At 59.7% G+C, this 12,093-nt stretch carries 10 protein-coding genes; 7 read left to right on the top strand and 3 right to left on the bottom strand.

Features of this window, described 5'->3' with window-relative positions; genetic code table 11:
* Window positions 1-31: 31 nt before the first annotated feature.
* Entirely contained in the window at window positions 32-988 is a 957-nt protein-coding gene (gene rfaD, locus AACQ43_RS18125) for an ADP-glyceromanno-heptose 6-epimerase (RefSeq protein WP_045790966.1), read from the bottom strand.
* Window positions 989-1,144: 156 nt separating this feature from the next.
* Between rfaD and AACQ43_RS18120 the strand changes: the two genes are divergently transcribed.
* The 5 genes from AACQ43_RS18120 (at window position 1,145) to AACQ43_RS18100 (ending at window position 7,207) form a co-directional block, all read left to right on the top strand.
* Entirely contained in the window at window positions 1,145-1,789 is a 645-nt protein-coding gene (locus AACQ43_RS18120) for a TetR/AcrR family transcriptional regulator (protein ID WP_011707886.1), read from the top strand.
* A gap of 115 nt (window positions 1,790-1,904) precedes the next feature.
* Complete coding sequence (locus tag AACQ43_RS18115) at window positions 1,905-3,095, top strand: glycine C-acetyltransferase (RefSeq protein WP_168968107.1); 1,191 nt, start codon at window positions 1,905-1,907, stop codon at window positions 3,093-3,095.
* A 56-nt stretch (window positions 3,096-3,151) separates the two neighbouring features.
* A complete protein-coding gene (gene tdh / locus AACQ43_RS18110; RefSeq protein ID WP_168968105.1) occupies window positions 3,152-4,180 on the top strand; it encodes an L-threonine 3-dehydrogenase in 1,029 nt (342 codons plus the stop codon).
* A gap of 200 nt (window positions 4,181-4,380) precedes the next feature.
* On the top strand, window positions 4,381-4,836 hold the full coding sequence (locus AACQ43_RS18105) for a c-type cytochrome (RefSeq protein ID WP_168968103.1): 456 nt from the start codon (window positions 4,381-4,383) through the stop codon (window positions 4,834-4,836).
* 85 nt (window positions 4,837-4,921) lie between these two features.
* Window positions 4,922-7,207 carry a putative bifunctional diguanylate cyclase/phosphodiesterase gene (locus AACQ43_RS18100; protein ID WP_168968101.1) on the top strand — a complete coding sequence of 762 codons (2,286 nt, stop codon included), beginning with the start codon at window positions 4,922-4,924 and terminating at the stop codon, window positions 7,205-7,207.
* A gap of 7 nt (window positions 7,208-7,214) precedes the next feature.
* Here AACQ43_RS18100 and rep read toward each other — a convergent pair whose 3' ends face one another.
* Window positions 7,215-9,227 (bottom strand): DNA helicase Rep, encoded by a 2,013-nt coding sequence (gene rep, locus AACQ43_RS18095; RefSeq protein WP_168968099.1) that lies wholly within the window; start codon window positions 9,225-9,227, stop codon window positions 7,215-7,217.
* Between the two features lie 152 nt (window positions 9,228-9,379).
* On the opposite strand from rep, the gene AACQ43_RS18090 reads away from it, so the two are divergent.
* Together AACQ43_RS18090 and AACQ43_RS18085 are read left to right on the top strand one after the other, a co-directional pair.
* Window positions 9,380-10,600 (top strand): SufS family cysteine desulfurase, encoded by a 1,221-nt coding sequence (locus AACQ43_RS18090; protein WP_168968096.1) that lies wholly within the window; start codon window positions 9,380-9,382, stop codon window positions 10,598-10,600.
* A gap of 13 nt (window positions 10,601-10,613) precedes the next feature.
* On the top strand, window positions 10,614-11,048 hold the full coding sequence (locus AACQ43_RS18085) for a SufE family protein (protein WP_168968094.1): 435 nt from the start codon (window positions 10,614-10,616) through the stop codon (window positions 11,046-11,048).
* A 21-nt stretch (window positions 11,049-11,069) separates the two neighbouring features.
* On the opposite strand, the gene tcdA is transcribed toward AACQ43_RS18085, so the two are convergent.
* On the bottom strand, window positions 11,070-11,906 hold the full coding sequence (gene tcdA, locus AACQ43_RS18080) for a tRNA cyclic N6-threonylcarbamoyladenosine(37) synthase TcdA (protein WP_168968092.1): 837 nt from the start codon (window positions 11,904-11,906) through the stop codon (window positions 11,070-11,072).
* Window positions 11,907-12,093: the final 187 nt, after the last annotated feature.

Genomic DNA, 12,093 nt, shown 5'->3' with positions numbered 1-12,093 from the left:
TGTCTGCATATGGCGGTGTAAAGCTCACCCGTTAACGGTTGAGCCACGCCATATAGTCCGCGACCCCTTCGGCCACGGTTTTGAACTCGGCGTCATAACCGACGCCGCGCAGCTTGGTCATGTCTGCCTGGGTGAAGCTCTGATAGCGACCCTTGAGGTGATCCGGGAAGGGAATGTACTCAATAGAACCCTTTTGATGATGCTTGATCACCGCTTCGGCCACGTTCTGGAACGGTTCGGCCCGGCCGGTACCGCAGTTGAAGATGCCAGAGTGCTGCGGATTCTGCCAGAACCAGAGGTTCACCTTGCAGACGTCATCGACATAGATGAAATCGCGCATCTGACCGCCGTTGGGGAAACCGTCGCAGCCTTCGAACAGCTTGGGATTCTCGCCCTTCTTCACCTGGGTATTGAGGTGGAAGGCAACCGAGGCCATGGAGCCCTTGTGCTGCTCGCGCGGGCCATAGACGTTGAAGTACTTGAGGCCAACCACCTGGGAGTTGATCTCCGGCATCCAGCGACGCACGTACTGGTCGAACAGCTGCTTGGAGTAGCCGTAGACGTTGAGCGGTTGCTCGAACTTCGGATCTTCGATGAAGTTGTCGTTGCGGCCGCCATAGGTTGCGGCAGAAGAGGCATAGATGAACGGAATTTCCCGCTCGATGCAGTAGTGGAACAGATCCTTGGAGTACTCGTAGTTGACCTCCATGATGAACTTGCCGTTCCACTCTGTGGTGGCGGAGCAGGCACCTTCGTGGAAGATAACCTCGATGCCGCCATCCCACTCTTCAAATTCGTCGCCGGAAACGATCCGCGCCTGGAACTCATCCTTATCCATGTAATCGGCAATGGTCAGATCGACCAGATTGACGAACTTGGTGCCGTCGGTCAGGTCATCGATGACCACCACATCGGTCCGTCCTTGAGCGTTCAGCTGCTTGACCAGATTGCTGCCGATAAAGCCAGCACCGCCAGTTACTACGATCATGGAGTTTGCCTCGCGTACGTTGATGGCCACGTGTGACTGCCTGTTAAAGCTGTGTATAGTGAGCCAATTTGAAATTGCCGAAAAGTTTATCACGGGCCGCAAGGGGATTCGACCTTGACGATTTCACCGGCTAGGGGCCCGGCAGAGGGAACAGCGATGAAAACCAGAGACAGGATCATTCACAGCGCCACCGAGCTGTTCAACGATCAGGGTGAGCGCAACATCACCACCAACCACATTGCCGCCCATCTGGGCATCAGCCCGGGCAACCTCTATTACCACTTCCGTAATAAAGAAGACATCATCCACTCCATCTTCGACCAGTACGCCCGCCACCTGAGCGAGAGCTTCACCCCGGCGCGCAGCGACGAGATCAAGCTGGAAAACCTGATGGGCTATCTGGATGCCATCTTCTATCTGATGTGGCAGTTCCGCTTCTTCTACGCCAATCTGCCGGACATCCTCAGCCGCGATGAGCCGCTGCAGCAAAAATACCTCAAGGCCCAGGAGCAGTTGCGCGCCGCCGTGGTGGCACTGCTCAGAAGCCTGCGCGAGGGCGGCATCATAAATGTCAGCGACGAGGACCTGCCGGATCTGGGCCAGACCATCAAGATGGTGGTCACCTGCTGGATCCCGTTCCAGATTGCCCAGGCCCCCAATACCCGTATCACCAAGCCGTTGCTCTATCAGGGCGTCTTGCGGGTACTGTTCCTGCTGCGCCCCTATGTGCAGCCCCAGGTGGCCGACCAGATCCGCCAGCTGGAGCAGCACTATCGTCAACTGGCCCAACCAGCCGGGTGAGATCTGTTTCACAATTGTTGAATGTCAGCACAATCATTTGAATTCACCGCAACAGATTGCAGTAAAATACTGCCCATTGTTGATAATCAGCTGAAATAGCCAATAAGGATCGAGGATGTCTAACGGATTCTATCGTCACCTGACCGAGCAGCTTGAGCAGGTGCAGGCTGAAGGGTTGTACAAGCAGGAGCGCGTCATCACCTCGGCCCAGCAGGCCCGGATTGCGGTGGGTGGCGAGCAGGTGCTGAACTTCTGTGCCAACAACTATCTGGGGTTGGCCAACCACCCTGACCTGATCGCAGCGGCTCATCAGGGGCTGGACAGCCACGGCTTCGGCATGGCCTCAGTCCGTTTCATCTGCGGCACCCAGGATCAGCACAAGGAGCTGGAGCAGAAACTATCGGGTTTCCTCGGCACCGAAGACACCATTCTTTACTCCTCCTGCTTCGATGCCAATGGCGGTCTGTTCGAAACCCTGTTCGGTACCGAAGACGCCATCATCTCCGATGCTCTCAACCACGCCTCCATCATCGACGGGGTTCGGCTGTGCAAGGCCAAGCGTTATCGCTATGCCAACAACGACATGGCCGAGCTGGAAGCCCAGCTCAAGCAGGCTGACGCCGACGGCGCCCGCTTCAAGCTGATCGCCACCGACGGCGTCTTCTCCATGGATGGTGTCATTGCCGACCTCAAATCCATCTGCGATCTGGCCGACAAATACGACGCCCTGGTGATGGTGGACGACTCCCACGCCGTCGGCTTCATCGGCGAGAACGGTCGCGGCACCCACGAATACTGTGGCGTGATGGACAGGGTCGACATCATCACCGGCACCCTGGGCAAAGCGCTCGGCGGCGCCTCCGGTGGTTACACCTCCGGCAAGAAGGAGGTGATCGACTGGTTGCGCCAGCGTTCCCGCCCCTATCTCTTCTCCAACTCGCTGGCCCCCTCCATCGTCGCCGCCACCATCAAGGTGATCGACATGCTGGCCGAAGGGCATGCGCTGCGCTCCAGCCTCAAGGAGAACAGCCAATACTTCCGCGAGCGGATGAGCGCCGCCGGCTTCACCCTGGCCGGGGCCGATCACGCCATCATTCCGGTGATGCTGGGTGACGCCAAACTGGCCGCCGAGATGGCAAGCCGCATGCTGGCCGCCGGCATCTACGTGGTGGGCTTCTCCTTCCCGGTGGTGCCCAAGGGCCAGGCCCGCATCCGCACCCAGATGTCAGCCGCCCATACCCGTGAGCAACTGGACAAGGCCATCGATGCCTTCATTCGCATCGGCCGCGAACTCGACATCATCTGATTTGAATCAAGGGGCCTGGCGCCCCTTCTTTCTGCATTCATCGTGAAGGAACAACCATGAAAGCGCTCTCCAAACTGCACAAAGAAGTCGGCATCTGGATGACGGACGTACCGGCCCCCGAACTCGGCCACAACGACCTGCTGATCAAGATCCGCAAGACCGCCATCTGTGGCACCGACATCCATATCTACAGCTGGGACGAATGGTCACAGAAGACCATCCCGGTGCCCATGGTGGTCGGCCACGAATACGTCGGGGAAGTGGTCGCCATCGGCCAGGAAGTGCGCGGCTTCGCGGTCGGAGACCGGGTATCCGGTGAAGGCCACATCACTTGCGGCCACTGCCGCAACTGCCGTGCCGGCCGCACCCACCTGTGCCGCAACACCATAGGCGTGGGCGTCAACCGCCCCGGCGCCTTCGCCGAGTATCTGGTGATCCCGGCCTTCAACGCCTTCAAGCTGCCGGACAACGTCCCCGATGAACTGGCCGCCATCTTCGATCCGTTCGGCAACGCGGTGCACACCGCCCTCTCCTTCGACTTGGTCGGTGAAGACGTGCTGATCACCGGCGCCGGTCCCATCGGCATCATGGCCGCCGCCGTCTGCCGCCACGTGGGTGCCCGCCACGTGGTGATCACCGACGTCAACGAATACCGGCTCGAGCTGGCCCGCAAGATGGGCGCCACTCGCGCCGTCAACGTAGCCAAGGAACAGCTCAGCGACGTGATGAGCGAGCTTGGCATGACCGAAGGGTTCGACGTGGGGCTGGAGATGTCCGGCGTACCCAGCGCCTTCCAGGACATGATCGACAAGATGAACCACGGCGGCAAAATCGCCATGCTCGGCATCCCCCCTGCTACCATGGCCATCGACTGGGGCAAGGTGATCTTCAAGGGACTGTTTATCAAAGGGATCTATGGCCGTGAGATGTTCGAGACCTGGTACAAGATGGCGAGCCTCATCCAGTCCGGGCTGGATCTCTCCCCCATCATCACCCACCGCTTCCACATCGACGACTTCCAGCAAGGGTTCGATGCCATGCGCTCAGGCCAGTCCGGCAAGGTGATCCTCAGCTGGGATAAATAAGCCTTTCGGCCCGCCCATGAGATGAAACCCGGTGAAAACCGGGTTTCTTTTTTTCGGGCCAGCCTCGCCAGTTTGTGATCTGACGAAAAAACTTTGCACGCAGAGTGCTTAACACTTCACACACAAGCGTTTAAATGGCTGTAACTATTCGGTTATAATCCAGTCGTTTTCTAGGGATAATAAAAGCCTGCTGGGAGTACATGAGCGTGTTGAAAAAACTGAGCTATTTGCTGGCGGTCGGGATGACGGCCGCCAGTTTGTCCGGCGTGGTGCTTGCTGCCGATGATATGTCACCGGAGGCAATTGCCGAGCGGATCAAGCCTGTCGGTCAAGTCTATACCGCCAAGGATCTGGAAGGGATTGCGACCGCAGGCGCAGCCCCTGCGGCGGCAGCGGCATCTGGTCCGCGCGGCGGCGAAGCTGTGTTCAAGGGCGCCTGCTTCGCCTGCCACGATGCCGGCATTGCCGGTGCCCCCAAGCGTGGCGACAAGGCCGCCTGGGAACCGCGTATCGCCCAAGGCATTGAAACACTTAAGAAACACGCCATTGCCGGCTTCGCAGGCAAGACAGGTGTGATGCCACCACGAGGAACTTGCGCCACCTGTAGCGATGAAGAGATCGAAAACGCCATTCACTACATGATCGACAAGCTCTAAGTGTTTGAAAGGGCCGCATTTGCGGCCCTTTCAATCTGATGACTTCCGGCTACTCTTTGTAGGGTAGGCAAACCGGGAGTTACTCATGTCAGCGCAACCAATAGCACCCCATTACTCGACTCCCTTGCTGGCGTTAGTCTCCGCTATTATGGATTTCCCCGCCCCCTCCGCTGCCACTTCCAAAGATTACGACACCCTGATCCAGCAGCTGAACCAGCTCTGCCCGCTGCAGCATTTCGGCATGCTCGGCTTGTCGGAAGCCGGCCTGCAGTGGGTATGCGAATACCAGATCTCCGACAGCTTCAAGTTGCAGCTAGGGCTGGAAGAGTCGCGCATCACAGATCAACTGACCCAGCTCGATGAAGCCGATGGCTGGTGTTCGCTGCCGGTCGAGCATGGTCAGGTCCAGTGGCTGCTGGCCTGCTGTCAGCCCAAGGAGCTGCCAACCCTGCGCCTGTTGCTGGAGTGTCTGGCCAAGCGATTGAACGAGACCCAGGCAGGCTCCCAGCTGTCGGAGCTGGCCTCACCGCTCATCCGCAAAGACCCTGACTGGCAGAAGAAGATCGAGAGCATCAACCGCATCATCCGGCTGGCCAACACCCTGCCCAGTCAGGCGCTGTTCTCCCAGCTCGAGGCAGTCCTGCGCCAGATGCTGGCCATTCAGAACATGCTGCTGGTGCGCATCGACAGCCACCGGCTCGAGAAGATCTATCCGGAGCAGCCTCCCCACAGCGACGAGTTCATCACCGGGCTGTGCCACAGCACCAACAACATGGAACAGCACAAGGAGCAGCTCTACTGGTACAGCCAACCGCTGCGCCTGCAGCAGCAGTACTTCGCCCACTTTCTCATCAGCCTGCAGCACCCGCTGGAAACCGATGATCGGCTGTTTCTCGACTTCCTGCGCAGCCAGCTCACCCTGCTGCTGGAGCTGAGGCGGATCCGCCAGCAGCTGCACGACATCAATTCGGAAGATTCCATCAACCAGCGCCTGCAGCAGTTGCGTCAGACCAACCTCCGGCTACAGAAGCAGCTCAAGCAGCATCAGGAGCTGGAACGGCGGCTGCAGTTTGACGCCCTGCACGATCCGCTGACCCAGCTGCCCAACCGGGCCCTGCTGATGAATCACCTCAACCATGCCATGACCCACTTTCACCGCTACAAGTCGCCGGGTTTTTCGCTGATCTTCATCGATGTGGACCACTTCAAGCAGGTCAACGACACTCTGGGCCACAGCGCCGGTGACCAGTTGCTCAAGGAGATGAGCCGCCGCCTGCAGACCTGCATTCGGCAAAACGACATGGTGGCCAGGCTGGGCGGGGATGAATTCGTCATCTATCTGGACAACAGCAAGACCGAGGAGGATATCAGCCCGGTACTCAACCGCATCATCAGCCGCCTCTCCTATCCTTTTCGACTGATGGGCAACGAGCTGGGCATCACTGTCAGTCTGGGGGTGGCCAGCGTATCGGAACAGACCTCCGACATCAGCCAGCTGCTTCATCAGGCCGACTTGGCCATGTACCAGGCCAAACGCAACGGCCGCAGTCGTATCGTCAGCTATTCGGAAGAGTGCTCGGTCCAGACCTGGGCCTCGCCGGAAGAGATGCTGGCAAGAGCGCTACGCGAAGGGCGCATCGTCCCCTATTTCCAGCCGGTGATCCGGCTCAAGGACAGCCGGCTGACCGGGCTGGAGGTGATGGCCCGCTGGATCACCGAAGAGGGAGTGCTCAAGGATGCGTTCGACTTTATCCCGCTGGCGGAGCAGTGCGGTCTCATTCAGGAACTTGACTACCAGATCCTGAGCCACACCTGCCAACAATTGAAGGAGTGGCTGCCGCTGTCGGGCCAGAGCAAGTTCAAGGTGGCCATCAACTTGTCCGGCAAACATCTGGTCAGTCATGAGCAGATAATGAAGTTGGTTGAAATCATCGAATCCGAGGGGATAGCCCCCGGTTATCTGATCTTCGAGTTCAACGAGCGGGAGCTGTCACGGCAGGACTCCGATGCCCTCACCTCTTTGCACGAACTGAGAGCCAAGGGTATCCAGATAAGTCTGGATGACTTTGGGACCGGATTTTCTTCCCTCAACGCCCTGTTCCACTTCCCGGTGGACTACATCAAGGTGGATGACAGCTTCACCCATCGCATGCTGCAGTCACCCAAGGATCTCGCCCTCATTCGTGCCATGCGCGACATCTGCCAGGATCTGGACTTCACCCTGGTGGTGGAAGGCATCGAAAACCAGCAGCAACTGCAGAAACTGATCGATCTCGGTTGTCTGATGGGCCAGGGGCGCTATATCTCGCCGCCCATGCCCGGAGCCGATATCACCCCTCTGCTCACCCAGACCAAGAACGAGCGCGGCTAACCACCATTCAATCCTTCTTGAACAGCGCTCTCAGGTTGGCGACCCCAACCTGCCCCTTCTGCTGGCGCTCCTCGGCCGTCACCTTCTTCTGGTTTTCCCACTCCAGATCATCCTGCGGCAACTCCAGCAGGAAGCGGCTCGGTTCCGGCCGCACCGACTCGCCGTACTGGCGCCGCTCCTTGCAGAGGGTAAAAGTCAGTTCGGTCTGGGCCCGGGTGATGCCCACATAGGCGAGGCGCCGCTCCTCCTCCACGTTATCCTCGTCGATGCTGGTCTGGTGGGGCAGCAAGCCCTCCTCCATGCCCACCATGTAGACGTAGGGAAACTCCAGCCCCTTGGAGGCGTGCAGAGTCATCAGCTGCACCTGATCAGCCTCGTCCTCACCCTCGTTGCGTTCCATCATGTCACGCAGGGTGAGCCGGGTAACCACCTGAGCCAACGTCATCGCTTCCTCCAGCTCATCTCCCTCCAGCATCTCGGTGATCCAGCGGTAAAGGGTGGAGACGTTCTGCATCCGCATCTCTGCCGCCTTCGGGCTGGGAGAGGTCTCGTAGAGCCACTCCTCGTAGTGGATCTCCTTGATCATGTCCCGCACCGCCTCCACCGGATTGCCGCGCAGCGCCTGATCGCCAAGGCGTACCAGCCAGTTGGTGAAGGCCTGCAGGGCGGATAGACCGCGCCCGGAGAGGTGCTGCTCCAGCCCCAGCTCGAAGCTGGCTGCAAACAGACTTTTGCCGCGCTGGTTGGCGTATTGGCCCAGCTTCTCCAGCGTGGTGGGACCGATCTCGCGGCGCGGCAAGTTGACCACCCGCAGGAAGGCGGTGTCCTCATCCGGGTTCACCAGCAGCTTGAGATAGGCCATGATGTCCTTGATCTCGGTGCGGGAGAAAAACGAGGTGCCACCCGAGATACGGTAGGGAATGCGGTTGGTCATCAGCGCCTTCTCGAAGATGCGCGACTGATGGTTGCCCCGATAGAGGATCGCGTAGTCTTTGAACCGGGTGCGGTTCATGAACTTGTGGCCCATCAGCTCGGCGGCGATACGCTCCGCCTCGTGCTCCTCATTCTTGGCAAACAGCACCTTGAGCTTCACCCCCTCGTCCAGCTCGGAAAAGAGCGCCTTGTCGTAGACGTGGGGGTTGTTGGCGATCAGGATGTTGGCACACTTGAGGATGCGCCGCTTGGAGCGGTAGTTTTGCTCCAGCTTGATGAGCTTGAGGCTGGGAAAATCCTCGTTCAGCAGCACCAGGTTCTGCGGCTTGGCACCGCGCCAGGAGTAGATGGACTGGTCATCGTCCCCCACCACGGTAAAACGGGCCCGCTCGCCGACAATCTGCTTCACCAGTTCGTACTGGCTGGTATTGGTGTCCTGGTATTCATCGACCAGCAGGTAGCGGATCTTGTTCTGCCAGCGGGTGCGCACCTCCTCGTTGCTCTTGAGCAGCAGGGTCGGCATTACGATGAGGTCGTCGAAATCCAACGCGTTGTAGGCCACCATCTGGCGGTGATAGCGCTCATAGAGCTGGGCCATCAGCACCTCTTCCGGCCCGCGGGCGATGCGCATGGCACGAGCCGGCAGGATGAGATCGTTCTTCCAGTTGGAGATCTGGCTGATGAGGGCCGAGAGCTTGTCCTTGTCGTTGTCGAGCTCCACCTCGGTCAGCTCCTTCAGCAGCGCCAGCTGATCGGTGTCATCAAACAGGGAGAAGTTGGCCTTGAGATTCAGGCTCTTGTGCTCGCGGCGGATGATTTCAAGCCCCAGAGTGTGGAAGGTGGAGACCATCAGCCCCCGCGCCTCCTTGCGACCCAGGGTCTGACCGACCCGCTCCTTCATCTCCCGCGCCGCCTTGTTGGTAAAGGTGACCGCCGCTATGTTGCGTGCGTTGTAGCCGCACTGCTGTACCAGATAGGCAATCTTGTTGGTGATGACGCGGGTCTTGCCCGATCCGGCACCCGCCAGCACCAGGCAAGGGCCGGAGACAAACTTGACCGCTTCGTTCTGATTGGGGTTGAGCTTCATGGGCCGGATCTCTTGGCTTATGATGAGGGGCGGCATTGTAACAGAGATCCCGCAGGCAGCCGAAACCGCAGGCAATATCCCGCCACTGCGCCTTGTGTTTGACCGCCATTTTCCGGATCATGGCCGACTTTTCCAGCTGATATGAGGGGAGCATGAACCAGCAACAGCACGCCCGGCTGCGCAGCCAGTTTCCGGCCTTGGCACAAGAGGTCAACGGCCACCCTCTGGTCTATCTGGACAATGCCGCCACCACCCAGAAACCCCAGATGGTGCTGGATGCCATCGCGCACTATTATCGGGCCGACAATGCCAACGTGCACCGCGCCGCCCATGCCCTGAGCGGCCGGGCCACCCGCGCCTTCGAGGCCGCCCGCGAGACGGTTGCCCGCTTTATCAATGCACCCCGCAGCCACGAGGTGATCTGGACCCGTGGTACCACAGAAGCGATCAATCTGGTGGCCCAGAGCTGGGGAATGAGCGAGCTCAAGGCGGGGGAGGAAATCATCCTCAGCACCTTGGAGCACCACGCCAACATCGTCCCCTGGCAGCTGGTCGCCCAACGCACCGGCGCGGTGATCCGGGTCATCCCGCTCGATGAGCGGGGCGATCTCGATCTGGCCGCCTATCACGCCATGCTGGGGCCACGGACCCGACTGGTAAGCGTGGCCCACATCTCCAATGCCCTTGGCACCGTCAATCCAGTCAAAGAGATGGTGGCAGCGGCCAAGGCTGTCGGTGCCGTGACGCTGATCGACGGAGCCCAGGCGGTGGCTCATCTCGAGGTGGATGTGCAGGCCATAGGTTGCGACTTCTACGCCTTCTCCGGTCACAAGCTCTATGGCCCGACCGGCATCGGCGTATTGTGGGGCCGCACCGAACTACTGGAGCGGATGCCGCCCTGGCAAGCCGGTGGCGAGATGATCGATCGGGTCAGTTTCAGCGGCACAACCTTCAATACCCTGCCCTTCAAGTTCGAGGCGGGCACCCCTCATATCGCTGGCGCTATCGGCCTCGCCGCCGCCATCGACTTTGTGATGAAGCAAGATCGGCAATGGTTCGCCCAGCATGAGCAGACACTGACCGACTATCTGGTCGCTGGCCTGCAACAGGTGCCGGGGCTGCGTCTGATAGGCGAACCCGGCCAACGCGCCGGTGCGGTCTCTTTCCTGCTCGATGACATTCACCCGCAAGATGCCGCCACCCTGCTCGATATGCAGGGGATCGCCCTGCGAGTCGGCCATCACTGTGCCATGCCGTTGATGGAGAGCTTAGGGATCGGCGGTACCCTGCGCGCCTCGCTGGCCTGCTACAACAATCGGGATGATGTCGATGCCCTGCTGGCCGCCCTGCACAAACTCAGTGACTTCTTCTAAGGCAGACAACCGAATGAGTGACCTCGCAAGCTATACCCAGATTGGCCTTGAGCCCAACGCCGACACCATACGCCAGCAGTTTGCTGCCGCTCACGGCTGGGAGAACCAGTACCGGCTCATCATCCAGCTCGGCAAGCAGTTGCCAGCGCTACCCGGCGAATGGCAGCAGGAGGCATTTCGCCTCAAGGGATGTGAAAGCCAGGCCTGGCTGAAAGGGGAGAAAGGCGAGGATGGTAACTGGCACTTTGCCTGCGATTCCGATGCCCGCATCGTGCGGGGCCTTATCGTTATCGTGCTGGCGGCGCTCAACCACCAACCCGTAGCAGCGATCCAGTCCTTCGACATGGAGGGCTATTTCACCGAACTGGGACTTGAGAAACACTTGAGCCCGTCACGGGGCAACGGGCTCAGAGCTATCGTGTTGGCAATCCGGGAGCAGGCTGCCTAACCCACCTTGTACAGTGGTCGATCAGACTTCGCCAATCGACCCTGTGTCTTCATTTCCGGCCTCTTTCTCGGCGCGGGCTCCCCGCTCGGCAATCTTCTTCAATACCCGGGACGCGGCAACCAAGCCAAAGGTGGCCGTCACCGGCGTCACGGCACCGAAGCCGGAGGCGCAATCCATCTTCATATTGCCGTCGCTGGCCGCCTTGGCCTGGCAAGTGCCGCCATTACCATCCGGATAACTCAGCTGCTCGGTTGAGAAGACGCACTCCACCCCGAATTTGCGCGCCGGATTCTTGCTGAAGTTGTACAAGCGGCGCAGGTCGGAGCGCACCTTGGCGGCCAACGGGTCTTGAATAGTCTTGGCGAGATCCGCCACGGTGATCTGGGTCGGGTCCATCTGCCCGCCGGCACCGCCGGCCACGATTACCGGGATCTTGTTGCGCTTGCAGAAGGCAATCAGCGCCACCTTGGCCTTGACCGAGTCGATGGCATCCACCACATAGTCAAACTCCCGCTTGATATGCTCGCCTAGGTTGTCGGCGGTGACGAAGTCATCCACCTCGATCACCTCGCAATCCGGGTTGATGGCACGGATGCGCTCGGCCATCACCTCCGTCTTGAGACGGCCGACCGTGCCCTGCATGGCATGGATCTGACGATTGGTGTTGGTGATGCAGATGTCGTCCATGTCGATCAGGGTGATCTGGTTGATACCGGCCCGAGCCAACGCCTCGGCCGTCCAGGAGCCGACGCCACCGATCCCGACCACACAGACTTTCGCCTGGCTGAAGGAGCGCAGCGCACTCTGGCCATAAAGACGGGCTATGCCCCCGAATCGCTGTAGATACTCTGCTTTCATACCACCACCTTGCTTGAGGGCGGCCATTATAGCGGCAACCTCCGTCAGGGGCGATGATCGGATGATGGCGATGTTGATGTAAGGGGAAATGAGTACTGTGCCGGAAACGAAAAAAAGCCCAGTCGTTAGACTGGGCTTCTTGAGTAGTGGCGGAGCGGACGGGACTCGAACCCGCGACCCCCGGCGT

The organism is Aeromonas sp. DNRA1 (assembly GCF_963888745.1).
In the GTDB taxonomy this organism is placed as follows: Bacteria; Pseudomonadota; Gammaproteobacteria; order Enterobacterales; family Aeromonadaceae; genus Aeromonas; species Aeromonas hydrophila.
The sequence above is the reverse complement of the archived record's forward strand: the minus strand, read 5'-3'. Positions and strand labels throughout refer to the sequence as shown.

What these genes read in the sequence shown, in the direction of transcription:
- rfaD (WP_045790966.1), bottom strand. Translation starts at nt 988, where the DNA reads ATGATCGTAGTAACTGGCGGTGCTGGCTTTATCGGCAGCAATCTGGTC.
- AACQ43_RS18120 (WP_011707886.1), top strand. Translation starts at nt 1,145, where the DNA reads ATGAAAACCAGAGACAGGATCATTCACAGCGCCACCGAGCTGTTCAAC.
- AACQ43_RS18115 (WP_168968107.1), top strand. Translation starts at nt 1,905, where the DNA reads ATGTCTAACGGATTCTATCGTCACCTGACCGAGCAGCTTGAGCAGGTG.
- tdh (WP_168968105.1), top strand. Translation starts at nt 3,152, where the DNA reads ATGAAAGCGCTCTCCAAACTGCACAAAGAAGTCGGCATCTGGATGACG.
- AACQ43_RS18105 (WP_168968103.1), top strand. Translation starts at nt 4,381, where the DNA reads ATGAGCGTGTTGAAAAAACTGAGCTATTTGCTGGCGGTCGGGATGACG.
- AACQ43_RS18100 (WP_168968101.1), top strand. Translation starts at nt 4,922, where the DNA reads ATGTCAGCGCAACCAATAGCACCCCATTACTCGACTCCCTTGCTGGCG.
- rep (WP_168968099.1), bottom strand. Translation starts at nt 9,227, where the DNA reads ATGAAGCTCAACCCCAATCAGAACGAAGCGGTCAAGTTTGTCTCCGGC.
- AACQ43_RS18090 (WP_168968096.1), top strand. Translation starts at nt 9,380, where the DNA reads ATGAACCAGCAACAGCACGCCCGGCTGCGCAGCCAGTTTCCGGCCTTG.
- AACQ43_RS18085 (WP_168968094.1), top strand. Translation starts at nt 10,614, where the DNA reads ATGAGTGACCTCGCAAGCTATACCCAGATTGGCCTTGAGCCCAACGCC.
- tcdA (WP_168968092.1), bottom strand. Translation starts at nt 11,906, where the DNA reads ATGAAAGCAGAGTATCTACAGCGATTCGGGGGCATAGCCCGTCTTTAT.